General features: G+C 39.7%; 27 protein-coding genes. 22 read left to right on the forward strand and 5 right to left on the reverse strand.

Going from position 1 to position 25447, the window contains the following annotated elements; all coding sequences use genetic code 11:
- The 4 genes from LS71_RS07160 to LS71_RS07175 all read right to left on the reverse strand — a co-directional run.
- The coding region (locus LS71_RS07160) for a YidC/Oxa1 family membrane protein insertase (protein WP_138109881.1) at positions 1 to 1034 on the reverse strand (1034 nt) is incomplete at its 3' end.
- Positions 1027 to 1983 carry a CDP-glycerol glycerophosphotransferase family protein gene (locus tag LS71_RS07165; protein ID WP_238700377.1) on the reverse strand — a complete coding sequence of 319 codons (957 nt, stop codon included), beginning with the start codon at positions 1981 to 1983 and terminating at the stop codon, positions 1027 to 1029. The genes LS71_RS07160 and LS71_RS07165, both read right to left, overlap by 8 nt.
- 146 nt (positions 1984 to 2129) lie before the next feature.
- The gene (locus LS71_RS07170) at positions 2130 to 2435 is read right to left on the reverse strand and encodes a hypothetical protein (protein WP_138109883.1); all 306 of its coding nucleotides are present in this window, start codon (positions 2433 to 2435) and stop codon (positions 2130 to 2132) included.
- A 123-nt stretch (positions 2436 to 2558) separates the two neighbouring features.
- Complete coding sequence (locus tag LS71_RS07175) at positions 2559 to 4586, reverse strand: sulfatase-like hydrolase/transferase (RefSeq protein WP_238700378.1); 2028 nt, start codon at positions 4584 to 4586, stop codon at positions 2559 to 2561.
- Between the two features lie 346 nt (positions 4587 to 4932).
- Here LS71_RS07175 and LS71_RS07180 point away from each other — a divergent pair, with 346 nt between their 5' ends.
- Complete coding sequence (locus tag LS71_RS07180) at positions 4933 to 5433, forward strand: DUF4149 domain-containing protein (RefSeq protein ID WP_034353498.1); 501 nt, start codon at positions 4933 to 4935, stop codon at positions 5431 to 5433.
- A 75-nt stretch (positions 5434 to 5508) separates the two neighbouring features.
- On the opposite strand, the gene LS71_RS07185 is transcribed toward LS71_RS07180, so the two are convergent.
- Positions 5509 to 7113, reverse strand: coding sequence for a nickel ABC transporter substrate-binding protein (locus LS71_RS07185; RefSeq protein WP_238700379.1), 1605 nt, complete (start codon positions 7111 to 7113; stop codon positions 5509 to 5511).
- Positions 7114 to 7232: 119 nt separating this feature from the next.
- Between LS71_RS07185 and LS71_RS07190 the strand changes: the two genes are divergently transcribed.
- From LS71_RS07190 to LS71_RS07290, 21 genes are all read left to right on the forward strand, one after another.
- Positions 7233 to 9395: a TonB-dependent receptor gene (locus LS71_RS07190; protein ID WP_034353503.1), complete on the forward strand. Its 2163-nt coding sequence runs from the start codon at positions 7233 to 7235 to the stop codon at positions 9393 to 9395.
- A gap of 79 nt (positions 9396 to 9474) precedes the next feature.
- Positions 9475 to 10527 (forward strand): GDP-L-fucose synthase family protein, encoded by a 1053-nt coding sequence (locus LS71_RS07195; RefSeq protein ID WP_034353506.1) that lies wholly within the window; start codon positions 9475 to 9477, stop codon positions 10525 to 10527.
- 17 nt (positions 10528 to 10544) lie between these two features.
- Positions 10545 to 11339 carry a glutamate 5-kinase gene (proB, locus tag LS71_RS07200; RefSeq protein ID WP_034353509.1) on the forward strand — a complete coding sequence of 265 codons (795 nt, stop codon included), beginning with the start codon at positions 10545 to 10547 and terminating at the stop codon, positions 11337 to 11339.
- Positions 11336 to 12250: a methionyl-tRNA formyltransferase gene (locus tag LS71_RS07205; RefSeq protein ID WP_034353512.1), complete on the forward strand. Its 915-nt coding sequence runs from the start codon at positions 11336 to 11338 to the stop codon at positions 12248 to 12250. The genes proB and LS71_RS07205 overlap by 4 nt, the downstream gene beginning before the upstream one ends.
- Positions 12244 to 12924: a biotin--[acetyl-CoA-carboxylase] ligase gene (locus LS71_RS07210; protein WP_034353515.1), complete on the forward strand. Its 681-nt coding sequence runs from the start codon at positions 12244 to 12246 to the stop codon at positions 12922 to 12924. Before LS71_RS07205 ends, LS71_RS07210 begins: the two co-directional genes overlap by 7 nt.
- 14 nt (positions 12925 to 12938) lie before the next feature.
- Positions 12939 to 13724 (forward strand): ParA family protein, encoded by a 786-nt coding sequence (locus LS71_RS07215; RefSeq protein ID WP_034353599.1) that lies wholly within the window; start codon positions 12939 to 12941, stop codon positions 13722 to 13724.
- Between the two features lie 5 nt (positions 13725 to 13729).
- Positions 13730 to 14590 (forward strand): ParB/RepB/Spo0J family partition protein, encoded by an 861-nt coding sequence (locus tag LS71_RS07220; protein ID WP_034353519.1) that lies wholly within the window; start codon positions 13730 to 13732, stop codon positions 14588 to 14590.
- Positions 14591 to 14666: 76 nt separating this feature from the next.
- Complete coding sequence (locus tag LS71_RS07225; protein WP_034353522.1) at positions 14667 to 15092, forward strand: FoF1 ATP synthase subunit B'; 426 nt, start codon at positions 14667 to 14669, stop codon at positions 15090 to 15092.
- 9 nt (positions 15093 to 15101) lie between these two features.
- Positions 15102 to 15620, forward strand: coding sequence for a F0F1 ATP synthase subunit B (locus LS71_RS07230; protein ID WP_034353525.1), 519 nt, complete (start codon positions 15102 to 15104; stop codon positions 15618 to 15620).
- The gene (locus LS71_RS07235; RefSeq protein ID WP_034353528.1) at positions 15620 to 16141 is read left to right on the forward strand and encodes a F0F1 ATP synthase subunit delta; all 522 of its coding nucleotides are present in this window, start codon (positions 15620 to 15622) and stop codon (positions 16139 to 16141) included. Before LS71_RS07230 ends, LS71_RS07235 begins: the two co-directional genes overlap by 1 nt.
- Positions 16142 to 16161: 20 nt before the next feature.
- A complete protein-coding gene (gene atpA / locus LS71_RS07240) occupies positions 16162 to 17676 on the forward strand; it encodes a F0F1 ATP synthase subunit alpha (RefSeq protein ID WP_034353529.1) in 1515 nt (504 codons plus the stop codon).
- 13 nt (positions 17677 to 17689) lie between these two features.
- A complete protein-coding gene (gene atpG / locus LS71_RS07245) occupies positions 17690 to 18586 on the forward strand; it encodes an ATP synthase F1 subunit gamma (protein WP_034353532.1) in 897 nt (298 codons plus the stop codon).
- Between the two features lie 18 nt (positions 18587 to 18604).
- Positions 18605 to 20005 (forward strand): F0F1 ATP synthase subunit beta, encoded by a 1401-nt coding sequence (gene atpD / locus LS71_RS07250; RefSeq protein WP_034353535.1) that lies wholly within the window; start codon positions 18605 to 18607, stop codon positions 20003 to 20005.
- A gap of 9 nt (positions 20006 to 20014) precedes the next feature.
- Complete coding sequence (gene atpC / locus LS71_RS07255; RefSeq protein ID WP_034353538.1) at positions 20015 to 20407, forward strand: ATP synthase F1 subunit epsilon; 393 nt, start codon at positions 20015 to 20017, stop codon at positions 20405 to 20407.
- A 5-nt stretch (positions 20408 to 20412) separates the two neighbouring features.
- A complete protein-coding gene (locus LS71_RS07260; protein WP_034353541.1) occupies positions 20413 to 20976 on the forward strand; it encodes a MotA/TolQ/ExbB proton channel family protein in 564 nt (187 codons plus the stop codon).
- Positions 20977 to 20998: 22 nt separating this feature from the next.
- A complete protein-coding gene (locus LS71_RS07265) occupies positions 20999 to 21400 on the forward strand; it encodes an ExbD/TolR family protein (RefSeq protein ID WP_034353543.1) in 402 nt (133 codons plus the stop codon).
- A gap of 1 nt (position 21401) precedes the next feature.
- Complete coding sequence (locus tag LS71_RS07270) at positions 21402 to 22097, forward strand: energy transducer TonB (RefSeq protein WP_034353545.1); 696 nt, start codon at positions 21402 to 21404, stop codon at positions 22095 to 22097.
- Positions 22098 to 22106: 9 nt separating this feature from the next.
- Complete coding sequence (tolB, locus tag LS71_RS07275) at positions 22107 to 23363, forward strand: Tol-Pal system protein TolB (RefSeq protein ID WP_034353548.1); 1257 nt, start codon at positions 22107 to 22109, stop codon at positions 23361 to 23363.
- Between the two features lie 61 nt (positions 23364 to 23424).
- Positions 23425 to 23901 carry an OmpA family protein gene (locus tag LS71_RS07280; RefSeq protein WP_034353550.1) on the forward strand — a complete coding sequence of 159 codons (477 nt, stop codon included), beginning with the start codon at positions 23425 to 23427 and terminating at the stop codon, positions 23899 to 23901.
- A gap of 23 nt (positions 23902 to 23924) precedes the next feature.
- Complete coding sequence (locus tag LS71_RS07285) at positions 23925 to 24776, forward strand: tol-pal system YbgF family protein (RefSeq protein ID WP_034353601.1); 852 nt, start codon at positions 23925 to 23927, stop codon at positions 24774 to 24776.
- Positions 24773 to 25339, forward strand: coding sequence for an FKBP-type peptidyl-prolyl cis-trans isomerase (locus LS71_RS07290; protein WP_034353552.1), 567 nt, complete (start codon positions 24773 to 24775; stop codon positions 25337 to 25339). Before LS71_RS07285 ends, LS71_RS07290 begins: the two co-directional genes overlap by 4 nt.
- Positions 25340 to 25447: the final 108 nt, after the last annotated feature.

Here is a 25447-nt window from a genome sequence, read left to right on the forward strand (position 1 = left end):
GTGATAAGACAAAGGAATAAGCATATACCAAAGAGTGCGCTTAGTGTTTGGTATGTTTGGCTTACATCAAATTGAGATACATCACTGCTATAAATAGCATAGGGAGTAAATACACAAATCATAAAATAAATATTAATAATAGCAAGGATTGAAATATTGCGATAATTTAAATATTCTTTAGGAGTAAGGGAGGTGTGGGGAGTAAAGATTTTAGAAAAAAGATTTGTAACAAAAGAGGAGGATTGCGTAGTATTTGATTTGGGGTTATTATTAGATTCTGTAATTTTTATAGAATCTAGATTGTGTGTATTTGCAGAATCTGTCTCCTCCTTAGATTCTCTTACCCTCTTACAAAGTGTCTTGCACAAAGCAAATAGAGTATTACTTGTCCAATACAATACCAAACTACTAGGCATATCATAAAGTAAGATAAAAAAGATAAAGGCTATACATATGCCTTGTATTTTGCCTGCTGAAATCTTGCCTTTTAATACCATATTTGTATTATCTGTGCGCGTATAATACACATTAAGCAAGGTAAAAATAAGCATAAGTATAGGCAATATATGAATAAAACTAAAGCTATCTCCTAAGAAATGTATAGAATCTGCTTTGCTTAAATCATCTATCCATAAAAAGCTAGCACCCTTTAGAGATTCTAAATGATTAAATAATATCCACACACTTATAAAGAATGGGATTTGTAAAAGTAATCCTCCTAGAGAGAATAGGGCATAGATGGGGTGGAAGTGGTGTTGTTTATAAAGTGTGCGGATATAGCTTTGGAGTTCTGCTCCTTTAAAGACTTTTTTAAATTCTTTGATTTTAAGATTAAGCCTAGATTGCAAGATATTAAATTTTAAAGCCTGTTTATCGCTTAGATTAGTGAGCTTTAGTAAAAATATATTAATGCCAAAGCTTAGAAAGATAATAGAGAGGGGGAGGCTGCCACAGAGCGCAAAAATTCCCTCAAACACAAAGCCCAAAGCACTTTGCAAGGGATAAATAAAAATGTAATAGAGTATCTCAAGCATACGCCACCCCCTGCTCTATCATCTTATCTAGCTCTCTTAGGCGCGAGATAGGCTGTATATAGGCTTTAAGCCTAGATTCTATCACTTCGCGCTCAATTTTCAAAAGCTCAAGCGCAGACACCATTCCTGCATGATGAGGGTGCTGCCATAAAAGTGCTTTTATCTCATCAATGCTTTGTGCGTGTGAATACAGCGCACTATCTACTAACTCCTTTATGCGCGGGAAATCTACAGCCTTAATCCGCCCGCCAATCCTATCTAGCGCCTTAAAAGTCCATATAGAATCTCGATTTATATCCGCCATATCATAGCCGCTTAAATCCATATCGTTATCGATAGTTATCACAGGCTTGCCTTCCAAGCACACAAAATCAAATATCACACTAGAAAAATCCGAAATCATCATATCTGCGCGCGCAAAAGCTAAAATATTAGGCGTCCCCTCGTCCCATTGCACATTGTCGTAGCTTTTTAGAGTATTTTGAAGCGTGTGGATATTCTCCCGCTCACGTGGGCTAATGAAGCTCTGTGGGTGAGGGCGAATGATGATATTATATTGCGTTTGCGCAAGTGGAAGTAATAGCTCTAAGCCATATTTGCTAAGCAAGGTCTCCTTTCCCCATGATGGCGCGACTAGAATGGTGGGCGCTTGAGATTTTGCGCTAGAATTTATATCTTGCTTTATGTGCGAGGCAGCATTACTTAGCTCATCAAGATAAGTTGAACCCGTGATGGCAATGTATTTGGCGCGCACATTATGTGCAGATTCTATATCGCGCACAAAATCGCGCTGCACAGCATTTGCTACCAATACAGAATCAAAATAATCCACGCCAAACACGCGATAAGTCATAGGAGAGAGCGAATGCACAATATGGCAATAGTGCGCCACACCGCGATTACGCTTAATGTGTAACACATCTAGTCCGGGCGTTGTTAGCACAAACACATCGGCGCGCAAACGATTTAAGAAGCTATATGCTTTGTTCCCCTGCCCTATGTAAAGAAAAGTGCCGCGAGTGCTAGATTCTGTGCGCTTTAGTGCTGGGTCAGTAGTGCTTGAAGTGTAATAAGTATAAGGGTGCTTAAGAGAATCTAGCGCATCAAGAACGGGCTTAAAAGTGCCATAATACTGGTCTCCCTCGCAATAAAAGACAATCCCACTAGCGTTGCTCTGGTAGGTTTGGCTGGGCTTACCCCCCCCCCCCCGATAATTATGGGGTTTGCGCCAAAGCTAAAAGAAGTGATTTTATAAAAAAGATTTTTAACAAAAAACACCGCAGAGGCAAAGAGTGCCACTGCAGAGGAGAGTAACAGCGAGCCACTGCCCGGGTCAAGATAAGCAAACGCCGCGTTTGGCGCCATACAAAGCAGGAAAACTAAAAAACACCATCTTTTCACGCTAAAAACCTTTCAAAGTGTGATACAAACTTGGCTACTTTTGCCACTAAGGCTAAGGTTAAAAAGCCAAGAACGCTAATAAAATCGCGTATTGTAGGCAAAAAGTGCTTAAGGTGATATAAATTAATGTGCATGGAGCAACTCGCTTGGGATTTGATTATCCTGCAGAGGAATGCTTCTCCAATGCTCTTTGTTGTGCATATCGCCCTCCACGCTGTATGCGGCATTAAAAATCCATTGGTTTGTCTTGTGCAAGTCAATTATCCACGAAATAGGCAAAGTATGGATAACTTTGCGATTTTTAGGATAATTTTTAAGCACATTTGGCGCGACATTTGGGCAACCTTTGGGTAGATTCTCACAAAAAATACTCACTATGTCATAGTTTGCCATGAGGCGAGAATCTACCTCCAACGCACCTTGTGCATTGAAATCCTTAAACAAAAACAAAGCATCAGGGCGCGAATAAATAGGTATATCAATACTATCAAATCCGCTATGGTCGCTCACTACAAAAATTTGTGTGTTATCATAAATATCATTATCCTTAAGCCATTGCACATAATCATTTAAATACAACAACGCACACGCCTCCGTATCATAGTGCTGATAATAATATGCGCGTATTGCCTCATTTGTCTCTATCATTTGCGCGTTATGCTCATAATCATTCCACGCGCTTTTATCACTAAAAAATTGACATTTTTTGTTGTGAAAATACATTCTATAAGGCACATGTGTCATTAACGAATGCAGATATTTAAATGTGGGCTTAGTTGCATTTGTATTGCCAATATGCGTATAGGCGTAAAATGATGAAGAAGCCGTGATACTTGCGAGTGTATCGCTATTTTTATGCTCTGTATCCCTTAAAAGCCACATGCCATTGCGATAGATTCTAGGGCGGAAATAAAGCTCTGGTGCGAAGCGAAATAGTCCGACACTAAAAAGCTGCACGATTTGATAATCTTTATAAGTGTTTTTGTAAATACGCTCAACCTGCTCTTGTAAATTTTGCTCATAAAGATAATAACTTTGGAATCTGCCTAAATTTTCAATGGCAAAAATACCGCTTTGCTGATATTGCTTAAGGGCTTTGATACCCTGCGCACTCACAGCAAGCGAATAAGCCACATCATAGCCATTTTGCACAAAATGCGCTCCCATATCATCAAAGGCTTTTGTGATACTCTCTTTAAGATTATCACCCCTTGCATTCATATTATACGCGGCATAATACTCACCGCCAATAAGTGTAGCAATACTATGGATAGTAGAATCTGTAGTAGATAGCGTATTATCAAAAAGCACAAAGCCTGAGAGATTGTCTTTTAAATATGGAAACTGCGCAAAAATATAGGGCGTATGTGAGCCGCTAAACATATCAAGCACAAAAATGACAATATTTTTATGCGTTTTTGAATACGAAAATAACTCATTTTCATAAGGCGCAATACTTTGAGAGCTAGATTCTGTATTTTTTGGCGTAGAATATAGAATCTGCACAAAAGACACGCAAGTAAGTATGCTTAAAGTAATAAAAATAATGCCAAAGATATGTTTAAGCCATTTAAAAAATACTAACACAACTAAGCAAGATAGCCCAACAGATAGAAAAAAATAAGTAAATCGCTGCGTGCGAAACTGCATATCTAAAAAGGCGGGATTTTGTATCACAAAATGATTCATCGCCCCATAATTCCCAGCCAATACAAAAGTATAAACCAACCCGATGCAAAGTATCACACTCACACCATAACTGCCTAGTTTTAGTAATCTTGTGTGATAAAAAAAGCTTGTAATGTAAATCGTGATAAGACAAAGGAATAAGCATATACCAAAGAGTGCGCTTAGTGTTTGGTATGTTTGGCTTACATCAAATTGAGATACATCACTGCTATAAATAGCATAGGGAGTAAATACACAAATCATAAAATAAATATTAATAATTGCAAGGATTGAAATATTGCGATAATTTAAATATTCTTTAGGAGTAAGGGAGGTGTGGGGAGGGAATAGAGTGTGAATAAGCCTAGCAATATGACCTTTGCACAAAGCATCGCCACAAGTACTAGAATCCTTAGCGAGTGGCTCTTTTTGGGATTGCACGGGCTTTTTTGTGCATAGATTTTTGCCAAAGCCACTAAACATCGCCAAAGCCCTGCGCGCAAAGTAAATCGCCTACAAAATATAAAAAGAAGTAAAAATAAAAGGAAAAAAATAGAGCGTAAAAGTAAAAGGAGATTAAATAACTATAAGACTGCCCCCCCCCCCCCGCAGAGGCATTGCGCTAGCGCGCACCAAACGCACTAATGCAAAATGCTTATAAATGCAGCTATAAGAGCCATATTGTAAAAATCCCATAAACAAGCCTCCAGCAAACTTTTTGTAAATCAAATGCAAAGTGAAAACTAAAATTTTACAAAAGCACTACTTAAGATGTTATAAATTCATATTTGCTTATAATGCGCCTTTATCACACTGCAAGGAGAATTTAATGCGATTTTATAAAACCATTCGTGCGCTTGATGCGCTTTATTTGCTTTTGCTTGGTATGGGTGCGGGCTGCATTATGACTTTGGCAATGGCTGCCTCGACCATTTTTAAGGCTTCTGCATTCTTACCGCAGCTCTCAATTAGTGATAGCGGCTTGCTTATGGGCGAAATTTTCGTAAAAAGTAGTATGTTTTTCTATGTTTTAGCCATAGTAATTATTTTGTATGAACTGCTTACATTTTTTAGCGCGCAAGCCTTTACCCGCAGCAATCAACGCCGCTTGTGGCTGCTTGTTGGAGGGATTAATGTCATTATGATTTTTCTTTTTACGCTCTATTATATGCCCTACATTATGGAGGCTCAAAGTCTTGGCACGGTAGGCACAGAGGAGTTTAATGCTATGCATAAACAAAGTGAGCTTGTTTTTAAAATTTTATTTTTCACTTTGATACTTAGCATACTTTGGCGCGCCATTGTCGGCAGCACGCCACGCAGCAAATAGGCTACATAGAATCTAGCCTAACATTTATAGAATCTAGCTTGCAACTCTGCGTCTAGATTCTATATTTTATAGAATCTACTCATACATTTCCCAAAATGGCACTTCATAGCCTACCACGCCCATTTGTATGCCCTTAATTTTTTTATGCGCAATGGCTTTATTTTTTTGATAAGTAAGCGGCACATACACGCCACTATCATAGAGTAAGCCCATCACTTCCTGCAAAGTTTTATAAAAAATAGGCGATGTGGGGCTAAGGCTTATGAGATGCTTAATGCGCTTATCAATGTGAGGTTTGGCACTTAGCCCTTTTTGCGCGCTAAAATCAATATGGCTAGGAATAAGCATAGAGTGCAGCACGCTCAAAGGCTCATAAGGCGCACCCCAAGTCTCGCCAAAAGCCATATCAAAAGCCCCATTAATTAGGCGATTGCGATATATAGTTGGCTCACTCGCGCTTAATCGCACGCTAATGCCTACATTTTTTAAATCATTCTGTATGATTTCAGCCATCATTTTATGCGCTGGATTATCGCCGCTAAAGAGGATTTCTATGCTTTTTGTGGGTATATGCGCTAAATGCGGCTTATTAGGGCTAGATTCTATATTTGGCGTAAGTGGCTCCATACGCACAGCCTCCTTGCTATGACATGCAAGGAGACAATCCGCCACTTCTTGTGTTTGCGCATACACTGCCTTTATTAGTTGGACTTTATCAATACTTTGAGCAATAAAAGTGCGCAGCTGCTTACTTTCTTGCTCATTTTTGCCTGTAAGATTAGGCGAAGCGGAATTAAGCACAAGACTCACACTATACAGCGGCGGGCTAAGATATGTGGCAAATTCCTTACTTTTTTCATGCAGATTATTAAAAATGGCTATTGGAATTTGGTCATACCCATAAATTAAATCAATCTGCCCGCTCCTAAGGGCTGCAATTTTAGCATTTGCATCAAAAATAACTTTTAACACCACCTCATCATAGTAGAGCTTGTCATTCACCGCTTTATCCCAATAGTGCGGATTTTTGCGCAGTGTATCGCTTATGCCCAATTTAGAATCTACAAGCATATACACGCCTGTGCCTATGGGCTTTGGATTAGTTTTTAATAAATCTAAATCTTTAGGAAATGCGCTAGGAGCGAGGAAGCGAAATGGGCGCGGCGTGGCTAGCTCATTAAGCGCGGGACTATATGGCTTTTTAAGAATGAGCAAGATAGTGTATTCATCTACAATTTGCACATCTGCTAGATTGGCAACCAGCGCACTCCAAGAATGTCGCGCCCTATTTTTAAGAATGCTTTGGAAATTAATTACCGCAGCCTTAGCGTTAAATGCCTCTCCGTTTGAAAACTGCACACCTTTGCGCAGATAAAATGTATAGCGTAGCCCATCTTCGCTTATACTCCACGAAGTAGCAAGGCTAGGCACAATCTTGCCATTTTTATCCACCCGCACTAAGCCTTCATAAATGCTATTTTGGGCAAACATCGCGTTGCCACGATAGCCTTGTGGGTTCATAGCGCCAATATTTTCAGACACTGCCATAATAAGCCTATGCTCACCCCACATAATGCCTACAAAGCATGCGCATACAGCCCCTACACACCACAAACTTTTTAATATTCCACACATAGAATCTAGCTCCAAAAAGTTATTTTTAGACCAAAAATATTTCAAAAATTACATCAAAATTTATAGTTATTAAATCAATAATATGCAAATGAGTTAAATAGTAATATTTATTTAGCATTTTTTATTATAATAGTAATATATTAATCATAAAATGAGGAGCAAGTATGAAAAAGATTTGTATATTTTATATTTTCATATGCATATTTTGTATCGCTCATGCGGAGAATACACATACCTTAAGCAAATCCGTGGTGACAGGAAATGCGCTTGCTACTGATGTGGAAAAAATCCCGGGCAATGTGAGTGTGGTAGATTCTAAAACCATCGAGAGTTCGCCCAATAGTAAAATTACAGATATTATCAAAAAACTTCCCGGTGTGCGTATAGATAATGATGGTGGCTTCAATCCTCGTCCAAAAATCAAAATACGCGGCATTAACTATGGCACGCTTGTAATGCTTGATGGCGTGATTTTAAGCGATTTAGAGGGCGAGGCTAGAATCTTAAATCAAATTTCACTCTATGATGTGGAGCGTGTGGAGGTGGCACGCGGGAGCTTTTCTAGCCTCTATGGTGCAGGAGCCATCGGCGGGGTGGTAAATTTCATCACTGCTATGCCTACGCAATTTCAATCACAAGTTCTCATCGGCTATGGCAATGGATTTAAGCAAGATAGTGCGGATAAAAATGTAATCCGCGCCTATGCGAGTATAGGCGATGCGTTTTTTGATAAAAGTTTGCGCATAAAGCTAAGCGCTGGCTTTGCAAGCACTGATGGATATGCAAGCTTCCCCGCTACTTTGCCAAGTGGTGAGAATACAGATTCTATCTTAGGCGTAATTACTGACAAAGCAGGCAATCGCATTATCGGTAGCGGAGGAAATCGCCAAAACAGAATCTATGATATTCGCTTGAGGGCTGAATATGATGTGAGTGAATCTGGCACACTTTCAAGTATGATAAGCTTTTCAAATAACACCTATGACTTTAAAAATTTTAAGAGCAACATCACAGATTTGCAGGGCAATCCCACAGATTTGGTAAATAATAAAGACTATTTTGTAGGCTCTGGATGGGGCGGTATGGGGACATACTCACATTTACTGGGAAATATCTCCTATCAGCATAATTTTACAGAATCTACCCTCAAGCTCTCCTACTCCTCGCTTAATTTATTTAGCCTCTGGCAAGATGCAACGCAAGGCGTGAGCGATAGAAATGGCGGAGTAGGCACAACGCAAGATATAAACTCATCAAGCAATTACTTTGATATACTCTACCATATTGATATAAGTCCAAAGCACGCGCTCAACACCGCTTTGCAATTTCGCCACTATGATTTCACGCAACTTAATAAAAATATGACAAATTGGCGTGATTATAACTCCCGCACAGATACTTTTCGCAGCTATGGGGGAAAGGCATTTGTGGCTTCTGGCTATGTGAGCCTAGATTCACAATGGCTTAATAATCTCTCAACTAGCCTTGGTGCGCGCTATGATTATTGGCAAAATTTTGCAGGCTATTTCACAGATAATAATAATCCTGCTACTAATCGCACTAATCAAAGCATCGTAATTTCGCACATAAGCCCAAAAGCGGGCATAAACTACCTTATAGAATCTATGCCCGGACTTTTATTCAAAAGCTCTGTGGGCAGTGGCTTTAGAATGCCAACTATACGCGATATGTATCAGTATAGGACATTCTGGGAGAGTAATCCCGACCTCACGCAAGAAAATGCCATAAGCTTTGACATAGGCGCAGAATACACAAATAAATGGCTACAAACAAGCCTCTATTTTTACAATATAGAGTTGTGGAATATGATTTATCGCTCTGGCTCTGGCACACAGGCTAGCCCTTATAAAAATATCAATACTGCGCGTGGACGCATTCAGGGCGTGGAGTTAAGCGCGGCTTTATCATTACTAGAAAATCTTAGCCTTGAAGGAAACTATACACTTACACTTGCAAGCATTGTCAAAAATGATGCAAATCCGCAAACAGAGGGCAATCAACTCGCTGCCACGCCCAAACATATGGCAAATATAAGCCTAAACTATCTGTCCCAAAGTGGCTTTTATGGCTCAATATGGGCGCATTATGTCCCTGCTTTTTATGCTAGTGATTTAAATACGACACCGCTTAGCAATACTTTTGGCAATTATGATACGCAATTTAGCCTAAATTCCAAATGCGGCTATATGTTTAAAAATGGCATTGATATATCGCTAAGCCTAAATAATCTCACAGATAATCGCTACTATGATTTTTACCTCGTAGCGGGGCGCAACTACTATGCGCAAATACGATATAAATACTAGCTTTTAAGCAGTTTTAATATAAGGCTTAATATAATACCCCCTTTTTGCATTGATAGAAGCTCATATTTAAGGGGAGTGCATGCACAAAGATTCTAAAATCTTTATTGCCGGGCATAGAGGACTAGTAGGCTCAAGCATACTTGCATTATTACAAAAGCAGGGCTACACGCAACTGCTTACCAAAACGCGCGATGAACTTAATCTCCTCTCATTTGCCGCTACAGAGGATTTTTTTAGCGCACATCGCCCAGAATATGTGTTTTTAAGCGCGGCAAAGGTGGGAGGCATTGCCGCAAATAACACTTACCGCGCGGATTTTATTTACGAAAATCTAGCCATACAAAATCACATTATTTTTAATGCCTACAAATATGGAGTGAAAAAACTGCTATTTTTGGGCAGCTCATGTATTTATCCTAAGCACGCTCCACAGCCAATTAGAGAAGATTCATTGCTTACAAGTGAGCTAGAATACACTAATGAGCCTTATGCGATTGCTAAAATTGCGGGTATTAAGATGTGCGAAAGCTTTGGATTGCAGTATGGCTGCGATTTTGTGTCGGTTATGCCTACTAATCTTTATGGGAATAATGATAATTTTAACCTTGAAACCTCTCATGTCCTCCCCGCCCTGCTGCGCAAAATTCACTTAGCCAAACTCTTATCACAAGAGCAATATACGCAAGTTGAGCTTGATACAAATCTTAAAGGCGAAGCATTAAAAGACTACCTACAAAAGTATGGTATAACATCTAAAAGCGTGCAAATATGGGGTGATGGCACACCTCGAAGGGAGTTATTGCATGTTGATGATATGGCGGCGGCTTGTGTATTTGTGATGCAACATATTTCATTTGATATGCTCAAAAAACAGCACACAGAAGTGCGAAATACACATCTAAATGTCGGCTATGGCTCTGATGTGAGCATTGCAGAGCTTGCACTACTCATTAAAGACATAATAGGCTTTAATGGGGAGCTTATTTTTGACACCACAAAGCCTAATGGCACGCCCCAAAAGCTTATGGATTCTCATAAACTAAATGCGCTTGGCTGGCAGCCTAAAATTCCTCTAAAAGAGGGCATACAAAGCGTTTATGAGCATTATTTACGCACACATAAACTCATATAGAATCTACGGAGATAATTATGCAAAAAGTAAGGATTGTTTTAAAAGTTGGCACTTCAAATTTATGCAATGGAGAGGAAATTGATAAGGGGCAGATTCTAAATTTGGCACAGATTATAAGCGAGCTTAAAGTGCGCTTTGATGTGATATTAGTAAGCTCTGGTGCTATGGCTAGCGGATACACAAAGCTACAAATTCCAAGAGATTGTGTGCAAAATAGGCAAGCCCTAGCAAGTATCGGGCAGCCCTTGCTTATGGAATCTTATCGCGTGGCATTGGAGCAATGCAATATCCTTAGCGCACAACTTTTGCTCACTGGAGGTGATTTTGACTCGCGCAAAAGCACGCATTTTGCGCGCAATACCATTGATGTGCTGCTCGCTCATAATGTGCTGCCTATTATTAATGAAAATGACGCTACGGCTACAAGCGAGCTTATCTTTGGCGATAATGATAGGCTAAGCGCGCATGTGGCGCATTATTTTGATGCAAAATTGCTTGTGATTTTAAGCGATATTGATGGCTACTTTGATAAAAATCCTCATCAATACCCTGATGCGAAGATTTTGCCCATTGTGCATAGCATTTCAGAATCTGCCCTGCAAGAATCCCACACGCCACATAGCCACTTTGCCACAGGTGGGATTGTAACTAAACTTATGGCAGCGGATTTTTTACTTAAGCGCAATGGTATGATGTTTTTAAGCCATGGGCGCAAGCTTGATATTCTAAGGGATTTGCTTCTGCATGGCTTGCAGCGCTCTGGCACACTTTTTTGCCCTCTAGATTCTCGGGGCTTAAAGGCATTAGTATGAGGCTAATTCTAGCGGGCAGTCCTGCTTTTGCCACGAATGTTTTTATGCCTCTTTTTGATTGTGAAGATTTTAAGATTATAGGGCTTATTTGTCAGCCCGATAAACCATTTGGACGCAAAGGAGAGCTAAAGCCTCCTCACACAAAGCAAAGCCTTGCCCATACAGGTGTGCCTATCTTTCAACCCGCACGCATTGATGACGCATTTATCGCCCAAATAAGCGCGCTTAAGCCTCATGCGATTGTTGTTGTCGCCTATGGCGTGATACTCCCTCAAGCATTTTTGGATATTGCGCCTTGCATTAACCTGCATGCCTCTATTTTACCGCATTGGCGCGGAGCAAGCCCTATGCAGCAAATGATTGTGCATAATGATAAATATTTTGGCATAACAGCTATGAAAATGACGCAAAGGCTTGATAGTGGCGAGATTCTAGCACTCTCTTATATGGCCAATACAGGACAAAATATTAGTGAGTTAGGCGCGCAACTTTCAGCACGCGGAGCAAGGCTTATCCAATATGTGCTTACGCATTTAGATGATATTGAGCCTTTAGCCCAGAGTGATGCAGATGCAAGCTATTGTGCGAAAATTAAAAAAAGCGATGGCTGCGTGCGGCTAGATTCTGCAAAAGATGTGTATAGTGCGTATTTAGCTTATTGTGAGTGGCCCCATATTTTCATACAAAGCCCAAATGGCTATACGCTTAAATTTTTTGACACTACACTTATAGAATCTACGCAGTCACACAAAGCAGGTGAAATCCTAGCTATAGAATCACAAGATATTATCATAGGCTGCGCGCGAGGAAGCCTGCGCATTAAAACCTTACAGCAAGAAGGTAAAAACAAGCTTCACGCAGCACTTTATGTGCGTGGGAAACGCTTAAATGTAGGAGATGTGCTGTGCTAGAGGCAGATATTGCTACGCTTAAAAACCATATCTATTATTTTGACACGCTGCCATCCACGCAGACTTACGCTCTTAGCGCACTTAAAGATAATACCTACAAGCCGCCTTTTTGCATATACGCTGCGCACCAAAGCCACGCCATAGGCAGCAGAGGCAATCAATGGGAGAGCGTAAAAAGAGCTATGGCATTCTCTTTTGCGCTCTCTTGTGAGAGTTTGCCTAGGGATTTAAAGATAGAATCTAGCTCCATTTTTTTTGGTGTGATAATGCAGCAATTCCTCGCCTCGCTTGGCTCGCAAGTATGGCTTAAATACCCTAATGATTTATATATTAAAAAGCGCAAAATGGGGGGGATTCTCACGCAAAAGGTTAAAAATGCTCTTATATGTGGCATTGGCATTAATCTTAGTAGCCCACAGCCCTCAAAATATGGTAGTTTAGAAGATTTGATAAGCGCAAATTTAAAGCCACAAACCTTTTTGAATGATTTTTTTGAAAGCTTTAAAAATTTTCATTCTTGGAAGCAGATTTTTAGTATTTATAAGTTAGAATTTCACAAAAACAAATCCTATTTTTTTCATTTTCATCAACAGCGAATCTGCCTCAAAGACGCTACACTCAATGAAGACGGCTCGCTTAACATTAATGGAGAAAATTTTTATAGCTTACGATGATGGAGGTTTTAGAAATGTGTGAAATTATAACCATAGCCAATCAAAAAGGTGGTGTAGGTAAAACGACCACTACAGTGAATCTAGCAGCCTTTTTGGCATCGGCAAAAAAGCGCGTGCTTGTGATTGATTATGACCCGCAGGCGAATGCGACCACAAACTTTGGTATCCGCCGCAATGAGATAGAATCTGATATTTATCATGTGCTTACAGGCTCTAAAAAACTCTCCCAAATCATACTTAAAACTGATGTGCAAAACCTTGATATTGCGCCATCAAATATCGGGCTAGCAGGTATTGAGAAAGAATTTTATAATAAGAATAACGCCAAAGGGCGCGAGCTACTTTTAAGTAAAAAAATTGAAGAAGTCAAAGAGCAGTATGACTTTATCATTATTGACTCTCCGCCAGCGCTTGGCTCGCTTACAGTCAATGCGCTAGCGGCTGCAGATTCTGTAATCGTGCCTATTCAATGTGAATTTTTCGCCCTTGAGGGCTTGGCGCAACTTTTGCAAACTATAAAGCTTTTAAAAGATACGATTAATCCAAATCTTTACATCAAAGGCTTTTTGCCTACTATGTATTCAGGGCAGCATAATCTCTCAAGGCAGGTGTTTAACGAGCTTAAACAGCATTTTAGTAAAGAGCTTTTTAAAGATGAAGATGAGTTTATCATTGTGCCGCGCAGCGTGAAGCTCGCAGAATCTCCAAGCTTTGGAAAGCCTATAATGCTGTATGATACGCGTTCAAATGGCAGTATCGCCTATGAAAATCTCGCTAGAGCAATCCTACAAGGGGCGTAAGCATAATGGCAAAAAAGAAGGCACTAGGCAGAGGGTTGGGCGCCATTCTCTCCGAAACAGCAGAAGCTTATGAGCAAAGCCTTAGCGATAATTCATCGCTCGTGCTAGAGCTTGATATTGATGTCATTAAGGTAAATCCACATCAACCGCGCAAGACTTTCAATTCTCAAGCTTTGCAGGAACTTTCAGAATCTATAAAAGAGCATGGGTTGCTTCAACCTGTTATTGTCTATGATAATGGCGATGGCGATTATATTCTTATCGCTGGGGAGCGTAGGCTAAGGGCTTCTAGGCTTGCGGGATTAAGCAGTATTAGAGCGATTGTAGCAGAAGTTAATAAAAAGCATCTGCGCGAATTAGCCATTATTGAAAACATTCAGCGCGAGGATTTAAATGCCATTGAGCTTGCTCTTTCATATCAAGAACTGCTTGAGGAATATGGCATAACGCATGAGGAGCTCTCCAAACGCGTGAATAAATCGCGCGCGCATATCACAAATACGCTGCGACTCCTGCAATTAAGTCCTGAAATTCAACAAATGATTGCAGAAGATAAAATCACTCAAGGGCATGCAAAAATGCTTGTTACGCTTGATGAAAAGGAGCAAAAACTGCTTGCAGATTCTATCATAGGGCAGAAACTAAATGTGCGCGATACTGAAACACTCATCAAAAAAATAAAAGATAAACATACTAAGAATAATCTAAAAGCATACACAAAAACACTTGATAATCACCTATTGCAAACACTCCAAAATAAACTTAAATCTATAGGCATAAAAAGTCAAATTAATGCTTCAAAAGTGAGCATTAATTTTCAAAGTGATGCTGAAATTACCACTTTAATAAAAAAAATTTCAAAATAAACTATACTTTTAAGGTTTAATATATTTTAACTTGTTAGAATATTTGGAGTTTTTAAATTTTTCATAAGGAGATGCGATGAGCATTACCCTCAATCCCTATCTTATGCTACTTGTTTTTATCACCTTTATGTTTCTCATCTATGTACTCAATCAATGGCTTTTTAAGCCTATGTTTGCCTTTATGAATGCAAGGGATAATGCTATTGCGCGTGATTTGTCAAATGCTCAAAGCCACAAGGAGCAAACTCAACATATTGATGATGAGATAGCACAAACGCTTGCTCTTGCGAGGAAAGAAGCTGCGCAGATTCTGGAAACTGCTACAAAAGAGGCTAAACATGCTTATGAGCAAAACATAAATGCCAAAAAGGCTGAGAATGACAAGAAACTTGCATTATTTAAGCAAGAATTGCAAGAGCAAAAAGCACAGCTTTCTAATGAGCTGCGCGAGCAATTGCCTATTTTTAGAAATAGCTTAAGTGCCAAATTGCACCAAATTTAAGGAGTTTTGATGAGAAAGATATTTGCCTATGTAATCCTTATCGCCTCTCCTTCGTTTTTGCTTGCCGCTTCTGTAAGCATTCAAGATAGCGATTTTATCCAGCGCGTAATCAACTTTGTAATTTTTGCAGCCATACTTTGGTATTTTGCCTTTGATTCTATAAAGGGTATCTTTGTGAATAGGCGAAATGCTATTGCCGCGCGCTTACAAGAAGTGCAGGACACCCTCCACAAGGCTAAACAAGAAAAGGAATTAGCTCAAAAGCGTTTAGAGGAAAGCAAAGAAAGAGCAAAAGAGATTGTAAATGCTGCCAAGCAAGAGGCGTATTTGGTTGAGCAAAAATATAATGAGCAAATTAAAAAAGATATAGAAATGTTTAAATACGCGCTTGAAGCTAATATGGAGCTTGAGAAAAGAAGGGCTATACAAGAGAGTGTGAGTGCCTTGCTCAATGAGCTTATGCAGGATTCTCAAGTGCAGCTCAATAAAGATGATTATGTTAATATCATCACAAAAAGGATTTCATAATGCTAAGCATTGCAAAAAAATACACTCAAGCCCTTATAAATTCGAGTATTAAACTAGATGAAATGCTGAATATCCTTAAAGATTTATCAAGCTCACTACAGGATAAAAAAGTTATGAGCATTATTGCTTCGCCTTTTTTAAATAAAACACAAAAAGAGCAGCTTTTATTAGAATCTATAGGCAATGTCGATGTGAAAATTCAAAATTTCTTTCGCCTCTTAGTTGAAGAGGATAGAATCCAGCTCATTCCCTACATTGCTCAAGAGCTTGAAAAATGCTTATTGGCACGCAAGAAAGAATATGCCGCTACACTTGTGAGCAAGGAGGAGTTAGATTCAAAAACGCTTGATAAGATACAAGCCTCACTAGCAAAAAAGCTTGGTGTGAAGCTAAGTATTAAACAAAAAATAAGCGGAACAGATGGAATAAGGCTAAGTGTGGAGGATTTAGGCATTGAGGTGTCTTTTTCTAGAGAGCGTTTTAGCAATGATTTGAAAAATCATATCCTTAAAGCACTTTAATTTATTAAAAGGAGAAAAAAGTGAGCACAAAAATCAAAGCAGAAGAAATTAGCTCAATCATCAAAGAAAGAATTGAGAATTTCAACATTAACATCGATATTAGCGAGACAGGCAAGGTTATTGCATATGCTGATGGCGTTGCTAAAGTGTATGGCTTAAATAATGTGATGTATTATGAAATGGTGGAGTTTGATACTGGTGATACAGGCATTGCCTTTAACCTTGAGGAAAGTAGCGTGGGGGTTGTTGTGCTTGGTGCTGGGCGCACTATCAAGGAAGGTACTTCTGTTAAGCGTTTGAAAAAACTTATGAAAGTCCCTGTGGGTGATGCGGTTGTTGGGCGTGTGATTAATACACTAGGTGAGCCTATTGATGGCAAAGGAGCCATTGAGGCAAGCGAATATCGTTTCGTGGAGGAGAAAGCTCCGGGTATTATGGCGCGTAAATCCGTTCATCAACCACTTCAAACAGGTATCAAGGCTATTGATGCCCTCGTGCCTATTGGTCGCGGGCAAAGAGAGTTGATTATTGGTGATAGACAAACTGGTAAAACCACCGTGGCAGTTGATACTATCATTAATCAAAAAGGGCAAGATGTTGTATGTATCTACGTCGCTGTGGGGCAAAAGGAATCAACTGTAGCTCAAGTAGTGCGCAAGCTTGAAGAACATGGAGCTATGGAATACACTGTTGTAGTTAATGCGCCTGCTTCTTTCTCCGCTGCTATGCAATTTCTAGCTCCATATACTGGAGTTACCATTGGTGAGTATTTTAGAGATAATGCTCGCCATGCGCTTATCATCTACGATGATTTGAGTAAGCATGCTGTGGCGTATCGTGAAATGTCACTTATTTTGAGACGACCACCCGGACGCGAGGCTTTCCCCGGAGATGTCTTTTATCTACACTCTCGTTTGCTTGAGCGCGCTGCAAAACTCAATGATGAGCTTGGTGCTGGCTCTTTGACAGCGTTGCCAATTATTGAAACGCAAGCGGGCGATGTGGCTGCCTATATTCCTACTAATGTTATCTCTATCACCGATGGGCAGATTTTCCTTGAAACGGATTTATTTAACTCTGGTATCCGCCCAGCAATTAATGTCGGTCTATCTGTTTCAAGAGTTGGTGGCGCGGCACAAATTAAAGCTACTAAGCAAGTGGCAGGGACATTGCGCCTTGACTTGGCTCAATTTAGAGAGCTGCAAGCATTCTCGCAATTTGCCTCCGACCTTGATGAACTTAGTCGCAAACAGCTTGAAAGAGGGCAAAGAATGGTTGAGATTCTTAAGCAGCCTCCCTACTCTCCTCTAGCCATTGAAAAACAAGTAATTATTATCTACGCTGGCGCGAATGGTTTCCTTGATAGTATTCCTGCAAGCAAGGTGGTAGAGTTTGAAGCCGAACTTTACCCATTCCTAGAAGCAAAGTATCCTAAAATTTTTGAGGATATTAGTGTGAAAAAAGCGCTTGACAAGGATATAGAATCTGAGCTTAATAGGGTGCTTGAAGAATTTAAAGCAAATTTTGGAGCGTAGGTAAGGAGCTTTTATGGGTGGCAACCTCAAAGATATAAGAAAGCAGATAACAAGTGTTAAGAACACACAAAAGACGACTAAAGCTATGAAGCTTGTCTCAAGCTCCAAGCTAAAAAAAGCCGAAGAGCTAGCACGCCGCTCTAAAGCGTATGCAACACAACTCAATGAGATGTTTGATGATGTGATAGCAAAAATACGCTTGCGAGGACTTGATAGCATAAATAGTCGTTATTTTGCAAAATCTAAAGATAGGCAAATTAAGAAGCTAGATATTATCTTTATCACTGCCGATAAGGGTTTATGCGGTGGCTTTAATATCGCTACTATCAAGGAAGTTATGCGGCTTATGACACTATACAAGCAGCAAGGTGTTAAAGTGCGCCTAAGAGGTATTGGCAAAAAAGGTATTTTATTTTTTGCTTTTAACGACATTGAGGTGCTTGATAAAGTCGTAGGTTTAAGTGCTATGCCTACTTTTGAAAAAGCTGTAGAGTTTATTGATAATGTGGTGGAAGATTTTCTAAGCGGCGCAACTGATGAAGTGATAATAGTCCATAATGGATTTAAAAATATGATTTCACAAGAATTAGAATCTCGCGCAATCTTACCGCTCACTATTAATGTGGAGCAAGATACTCACGCTGCGGCGATTATCAATATTGAGCCAGAAGATGAGGAGGACATCATACTTGATGAGCTAGCCAAAAAGTATATACAATACAACATGTATTATGCTTTAGTAGATTCTCTAGCTGCGGAGCATAGCGCTAGAATCCAAGCTATGGACGCTGCTACAAATAATGCAGGGGATTTGGTTAAAAGCCTTACTATATCTCTTAATAAGGCAAGGCAGGAGGCTATCACAACAGAGCTTGTGGAGATTAATGCCGGCGTTGAGGCTATTAAATAAATTTATAAAGGAGAATAAATGCAAGGTAAAATTACGCAAGTCATGGGTCCGGTGGTAGATGTTGAATTTAGTTCATATCTGCCGTTAATCAATGAAGCCATTGATGTTTTATATGATGTTGAAGGACGACAAAGCAAGCTCGTGCTAGAGGTTGCTGCTCATTTAGGGGATAATCGCGTTCGCACTATTGCTATGGATATGACAGAAGGGCTCACACGCGGACAAGAAGTCAAGGCGCGCGGCAAAATGATTGAAGTGCCTGTAGGTGAAGCTGTGCTAGGCAGAATCTTCAATGTAACAGGTGATATTATTGATGGTGGTGAGGCACTTAAGAGCGATGTTAAATGGCCTATCCATCGTGAAGCACCAAGCTTTGAAAATCAAAGCACGAGGACAGAGATGTTTGAAACAGGCATTAAAGTTGTCGATTTGCTAGCACCATACTCTAAAGGAGGGAAAGTTGGCTTATTTGGCGGCGCAGGTGTAGGCAAAACTGTGGTTATTATGGAGCTTATCCATAATGTTGCCTACAAACATAGCGGATATTCTGTGTTCGCGGGTGTTGGTGAGAGGACAAGAGAGGGAAATGACCTCTATAATGAAATGAAAGAAGGTGGCGTCTTGGATAAAGTTGCCCTTTGCTATGGACAAATGAATGAGCCACCAGGAGCTAGAAATCGCATTGCTTTCACGGGTTTAACTATGGCGGAGTATTTCCGCGATGAAAAGGGACTTGATGTGCTTATGTTTATCGACAATATTTTCCGCTATGCCCAATCAGGTTCTGAAATGTCCGCACTTCTTGGCAGAATTCCCTCTGCTGTTGGTTATCAACCTACACTCGCAGGAGAAATGGGCAAGCTCCAAGAGCGTATCACTTCGACCAAAAAAGGCTCTATCACATCTGTGCAAGCTGTGTATGTACCAGCTGATGACTTGACAGACCCAGCTCCTGCTTCAGTATTCTCACACCTTGATGCGACAACTGTGCTTAATAGAAAAATATCTGAAAAAGGTATTTATCCAGCCGTCGACCCACTAGATTCAACTTCTAGAATCTTAGACCCACAAGTTGTTGGGGAGGAGCATTATAAAATTGCTACAGGTATTCAACAAGTATTGCAAAAATATAAAGATTTACAAGACATTATTGCAATCTTAGGAATGGACGAGCTAAGTGAGGAGGATAAACGAGTGGTTGATAGGGCTAGAAAGATTGAAAAGTTCTTGTCTCAACCTTTCTTTGTGGCAGAGATTTTTACAGGAAGTCCTGGCAAATATGTAACGCTTGAAGAAACATTGGAGGGCTTTAAGGGTATTTTAGAAGGAAAGTATGATGATATTCCTGAAAATGCTTTCTATATGGTGGGCAACATTCAAGAAGCCCTAGAAAAAGCTCAAAAAATGAAAAACGCGTAGGTGTTAATTATGGATAATCTCACACTCAGCATTGTTACTCCTTACGGCAGTATTTATAATGGCGAGGTTAAATATGTTGTTATGCCCGGTAGTGAGGGGGAATTTGGTGTTTTCCCCGGACACTGCAATCTTTTTGCACTCCTTAAGGTGGGTGTGATTGAGTTTGAAACTCCCAAAAACAAAAAGGAGCTTGTAGCAATTAATTGGGGATATGCCGAAGTCTCATCTGCTGATATTAAAGTCATCGCCGATGGGGCTGTAGCCATTGGTGGTAGTGCAGAATCTGAAATTGCTCTAGCCCTTGATAATGCCAAAACGCTCCTTAAGCAAGCCACTAGCGATAATGCCTTACTTGGTGCTGTAGTTTCTCGCATTGAAAATGTGGCAAAAAGCAGAATCTAAGTCACATGGGAACACTAAGGCATTTTTTTGATGAAAGCACGATAACTACTATTGTCGTGCTTGTATGGCTCTCTTTTTACTTTCTTATCACACTTTGGATTTATATTTATAAAAGCTTTACTTTGAGCGATTGGCTCTCCACAGAGAAATATCACCTTGAAATGCTCCTTGCTAAAAGCATTCTTATTCCAAAAAATACTTTCCTTAACGCCCTGCTTGAAAAAAATGAAGGGCGTGTTTCAAGGGAATTATTGCAAGTATGGAAACTTAAGGCTACTCAGAGTGCTACCTCCTCGCTTGTGTTTTTAAGCCTTGTTGCTTCTACAGCACCATTTATAGGATTATTTGGCACAGTGGTTGAAATTTTAGAAACCTTTAGCGTATTAGGCGGGGGCAATGTCTCCTTTGATGTGATAGCGCCAGTTATCTCAAAAGCCCTTGTAGCAACTGCAGCAGGCATTCTTGTAGCGATTCCAGCTTACTCATTCCATTTGCTCATTAAACGCAAATGCTATCAAATCGCTACATGCATTCAAATGCAAATTGACCTTATCCTTGCGAGCAAGTAGATTCTATAAGTGAGCAGATTCTATGAATAATGATGAATTTGATTGGGAGGAAAAGCCAGAGCTAAATATCACGCCACTTGTGGATATTATGCTAGTCCTCTTAGCTATCCTTATGGTAAGCACGCCTACGATTACTTATCAAGAGGATATCACTCTCCCCAAAGGTTCTAAATCAAAAAAAGTCGCTCAAGATTCTATGCTCGAAATCCGTATAAGCGCAGATAGAAAAATTCACATTCGTGATAAAATATATGAATTTCAAAATTTTGCGGATTCTTTTGTGCTATTTAGTAAAAATTTTGATAAGGACATAAATATTTTTATCCGCGCAGATAAGAATCTTAAATATGAAGATGTGATATATATTCTTAAAACCGCTAAAGAATCTGGCTTCCTTAAAGTATCCCTTATCACTAGCAGCTAAGATGAATAACGCTCTTTTATTTATTGCAAGCGGTATTATTTCCTTTTGTACTTATTGTCTTATTATCATCGCGCTTGTTTTTACTCTCTTTCGCCAAGCGCCTACACATTATGCCTCCCTTAGAGAATCTGCCCTATCCCTTCACGCCATAAGCATTGAGGCAATCATTGATGACAAGCCCACTCCTAGCCCAAGTCAAAAGCCCGCCACAAGCAATAATCCACTTGCTGGCTCTGGCATCAAAGATATATTTAACAATATAGATAGTAATCAGCCCTCACAAAATGCCCCTATAGGCGATAATCGAGAAAAAATTGAGCAAAATGCAAAAGAGCAAAAGCTCAAAGATTTGCAATCAGCCACACAAGAGTTACAAAACAAACTTAACGCCCTAAATAATCTAACCATCAGTACGCAGAGCAATCAAAGTGAAGGAGAATATGATGAGTGGTATGCTCAAATTGAAAAAATGATACTCCAGCAATGGCAACAGACTTTTTATGTTGAAGATAAAATGCAAGCATTGGTAAATATTCGCATTGCAGACAATGGAGTTTTTAGCTATAAAATTGTAAAATACTCTGGCAATGTGGCTTTTGATGATTCTCTTAAAGCCATGCTTGAGGCATGCACGCAAATGCACTTTCCGCCACACCCTAAGGGAGCAAGGGAGATTGCCACTACTTTTAAAAATTAAAGGAGACTTATGAGACTAATTGGACTTATATTATTGCTAGGCATTCAGCTTTTTGCCGTTGATGCGACCTTAGAAATTGTCAAAAATACCAACAAGATTCCATATATTGTAGTTGAAAGACTAGATAGTGAGAATGCTGATTTTGGCGCAAAAGTGCTTAAAATGCTAGTGGCAGATTTAAAAGTAAGCGGGCATTTTCAAGTCTATGATGGTGGCGTGAGTAAGGCTCAAACAATCACCTATAAAGACTATGCAGACAAAAAAATTGACTTACTCGCACAAATTAAAGTGAGCAAATCCTCAAATGCCATAACAGGCACAATATTGCTTTATGATATTAATCGTTCAAAGCTCGCCTACACCAAAGAATATACAGAAAATGACTTAAAGCGCTTCCCTTTCATTGCCCACAATATGACCATAGATGTTAATAGTTATATACAAGCCCCAAGCATACAATGGATGCAGCGCCTCGTCGTGCTTTCACAATACACTACTTCGGGTAGCAGTGAAATTCTCATCGCAGATTATACACTTACATACCAAAAAGTAGTGGTTAGAGGAGGACTTAACATATTTCCAAAGTGGGCAGATTCTAAACAAGAAAGCATTTACTACACAAAATACCTTGATGTGCCAACTATTGTTAAGCATAATTTAGTGAGTGGGCAAATTGAAAGGCTGGTAAGCAGCGAGGGTGTCGCTATCGTTTCTGATGTCAGCAAAAATGGAGAGAATCTTATCCTTAGCCTCTCACCCACCGCGCTTTCTGATTTGTATATTTATAATACAAAAAGCACCAATATGCGCAGACTCACCAATTATTCGGGGATAGATGTTGATGGTAAATTTGTAAATGATGAAAAAGAGATTATTTTTGTATCCGATAGACTAGGATATCCTAACATATTTATGATGCGCATTGATGGTGGTGGCACGGAACAGGTTGTGTTGCATGGCAGGAACAATAGCGCTGTTACATCAAATGGAAAATATGCCGTCTATACAAGTCGAGAAACAAATAACGAGTTTGGAAGCAATACTTTCAATCTTTATCTTATCTCGCTTGCTCCGGGCTCAAATTATATTCGCCGACTTACAGCAAGTGGCAAAAATCAAATGCCTAAATATTCTCACGATGGCGGGACTATTATGTATCTTAAGCATTATAAAGCCCAAAGTGCGCTAGGCATTATTCGTATAGATTACAATACAAATTACTTTTTTCCACTCACTAGAATGAAAATCCAAGCTTTTGATTGGTAGAATTTGCACTATTTACTTTTGTTGCATAGAATAGCCCATATTTACTTTTAAAGGAGACAAGATGAAAAAATACATCGTAACAGGTGTTCTAGTCGCGCTTATTTGTGCTGGTTGTTCAGAGCCTGAAGCAGCGGATTCTGGTTCTGGTACTGCCGCAAACAAGCCTAGCAATGGGGATAATTTCGTAGATTTAACTACAGATACTGCTGCTGGCTATGCAAAGGTATTATTTGATTTTGATAAATACGACATTCGCACCGACATGGAAGACCGCGTAGAAAAAAGTGCTACTGCACTCAAAAACACAGGAGCAAAGGTTGTTCTTGAAGGACATACAGACTCTTATGGTTCAGACGCTTACAATTATGCGCTTGGTACAAAAAGAGCCAATGCGGTAAAAAATGCCCTTACAACACGCGGTGTAAATGCTTCTCAAATTAAGACTGTGAGCTATGGCGAAAGCAAGCCTACTTGCACAAGCGATACACCTGAGTGTAATCAAGAAAATAGACGCGTTGAATTCAAACTCGCACAGTAACACATTTTAAGGCATAGAGTTTGGTGAAGCGGCTTCTACTTTTCGCTATACCCATTCTCCTGTGTGCCAATGAACCCTCCGCTTTTGAAAAACAAAGCGGAGTCACCAAAAACGACATAAAAACCCTCCAAAGTCTTATTACTAGTCTTCAGCAAAGAGTTGATACTATTCAACAAGCCCAAGAGGGCATATCAAGCCTTTATGAATCTCAAAGCTCCAAACTTCAACAGCAAATCATACAAACCACGCAGCAAGCAAAAGATATAGAGGAGCTAAAAACGCAAAGCGCGCTTTATGAGAATCTTAAGCAACAAGTTGATACCAACACGCAAGATATTCAAACGCTTAAAGCGCAGATTCAAGAGATTAATCAAACGCTCTCTACCCTCAATCAAACTATCCTTAACGAACTCAAAGCCCTAAGCAATCCAAACCCTGCAAATCAAGCAAATAAAGATTCTAAGCCAGCCACTCCCACTATAGATTTTATCAAAGATAAAAATAAAAAAGCAGAAATTTTCACTCAAGCACAAGAAATGTTCAATAAGGCCGAATATGAGCCTGCAAAAGCACGCCTTGAATGGTTTGTAGAAATTAATTACAAAAAAGCTCAAAGCCATTTTTACCTTGGCGAGATTGCTCTCAAAAGTAAATCATACAACACCGCTATTTACCACTACAAAGAAAGTGCGCTTATAAATGATAAGGCAAAATATATGCCTACACTTTTGCTACATTCTGCCAAATGTTTCAACGCTATCAAAGATACAAATAATTATAATAAGCTTTTGGATTCTTTAGTAAGTAACTATCCTACGAGCAAAGAAGCCCAAGAAGCGAAAAAGCTAAAAAATCAACACAAGGACAAAAAATGATTGCACCAAATAAAGTTGTAAGTATCGAATATGAGGTATTCAATCAAGCCGATAATGCACTGCTTGATTCTAACAAGGGCGGCTCACCACTAGAATTTCTTGTCGGTTCAGGGCAGATTATTAGCGGACTTGAGAATGCCCTCATAGGCGCAAATGTAGGAGATAATATCAAGGCTACCATTCAGCCAGAAGATGCTTATGGCACTTATCAAAGCGATTTTGTGCAGGAAGTGCCACGTGAACAGTTTGAGAATATTGATTTAAAGGCTGGAATGACGGTTTTTGGACAGAGTGAAGATGGGCAAGTAACGCAAGTGAGCGTGAAAGATTTTAACGATAAATTTGTAATTATTGACTACAATCACCCCCTAGCTGGCAAAACGCTAGATTTTGATGTAAAAGTGCTTGATGTGCGCGAACCAACAGAAATGGAGATTTTACAAGGTGGCGTTGGCGGGGGCTGTGGCTGTGGCAGTGGCGAAGGGCATCACCATGGTGGCGGTGGTTGCTGCGGTGGTGGCGGACACGCTCATGGTGGCGGGGGCTGTGGCTGCGGACATTAGGCATTAGTGTTTATAGAATCTAGGGCAACTTAGATTCTATAATTAGATTCTATAAATGATGATTTTGTGATTTAATTGCTAGATTCTATAAATTTTATAGAATCTGCA

The sequence above is a fragment of the Helicobacter jaachi genome, assembly GCF_000763135.2.
GTDB lineage: Bacteria > Campylobacterota > Campylobacteria > Campylobacterales > Helicobacteraceae > Helicobacter_C > Helicobacter_C jaachi.

Bases quoted from the DNA above. Each gene is read 5' to 3' on its own strand.
- LS71_RS07175 (WP_238700378.1), bottom strand. From the start codon at position 4,586: ATGTTTAGTGGCTTTGGCAAAAATCTATGCACAAAAAAGCCCGTGCAA.
- LS71_RS07230 (WP_034353525.1), top strand. From the start codon at position 15,102: ATGAGAAAGATATTTGCCTATGTAATCCTTATCGCCTCTCCTTCGTTT.
- LS71_RS07195 (WP_034353506.1), top strand. From the start codon at position 9,475: ATGCACAAAGATTCTAAAATCTTTATTGCCGGGCATAGAGGACTAGTA.
- LS71_RS07265 (WP_034353543.1), top strand. From the start codon at position 20,999: ATGAATAATGATGAATTTGATTGGGAGGAAAAGCCAGAGCTAAATATC.
- tolB (WP_034353548.1), top strand. From the start codon at position 22,107: ATGAGACTAATTGGACTTATATTATTGCTAGGCATTCAGCTTTTTGCC.
- LS71_RS07235 (WP_034353528.1), top strand. From the start codon at position 15,620: ATGCTAAGCATTGCAAAAAAATACACTCAAGCCCTTATAAATTCGAGT.
- LS71_RS07290 (WP_034353552.1), top strand. From the start codon at position 24,773: ATGATTGCACCAAATAAAGTTGTAAGTATCGAATATGAGGTATTCAAT.
- LS71_RS07190 (WP_034353503.1), top strand. From the start codon at position 7,233: ATGAAAAAGATTTGTATATTTTATATTTTCATATGCATATTTTGTATC.
- atpG (WP_034353532.1), top strand. From the start codon at position 17,690: ATGGGTGGCAACCTCAAAGATATAAGAAAGCAGATAACAAGTGTTAAG.
- LS71_RS07270 (WP_034353545.1), top strand. From the start codon at position 21,402: ATGAATAACGCTCTTTTATTTATTGCAAGCGGTATTATTTCCTTTTGT.
- atpC (WP_034353538.1), top strand. From the start codon at position 20,015: ATGGATAATCTCACACTCAGCATTGTTACTCCTTACGGCAGTATTTAT.
- proB (WP_034353509.1), top strand. From the start codon at position 10,545: ATGCAAAAAGTAAGGATTGTTTTAAAAGTTGGCACTTCAAATTTATGC.
- LS71_RS07220 (WP_034353519.1), top strand. From the start codon at position 13,730: ATGGCAAAAAAGAAGGCACTAGGCAGAGGGTTGGGCGCCATTCTCTCC.
- LS71_RS07180 (WP_034353498.1), top strand. From the start codon at position 4,933: ATGCGATTTTATAAAACCATTCGTGCGCTTGATGCGCTTTATTTGCTT.
- atpD (WP_034353535.1), top strand. From the start codon at position 18,605: ATGCAAGGTAAAATTACGCAAGTCATGGGTCCGGTGGTAGATGTTGAA.
- LS71_RS07205 (WP_034353512.1), top strand. From the start codon at position 11,336: ATGAGGCTAATTCTAGCGGGCAGTCCTGCTTTTGCCACGAATGTTTTT.
- LS71_RS07260 (WP_034353541.1), top strand. From the start codon at position 20,413: ATGGGAACACTAAGGCATTTTTTTGATGAAAGCACGATAACTACTATT.
- LS71_RS07225 (WP_034353522.1), top strand. From the start codon at position 14,667: ATGAGCATTACCCTCAATCCCTATCTTATGCTACTTGTTTTTATCACC.
- LS71_RS07215 (WP_034353599.1), top strand. From the start codon at position 12,939: ATGTGTGAAATTATAACCATAGCCAATCAAAAAGGTGGTGTAGGTAAA.
- LS71_RS07280 (WP_034353550.1), top strand. From the start codon at position 23,425: ATGAAAAAATACATCGTAACAGGTGTTCTAGTCGCGCTTATTTGTGCT.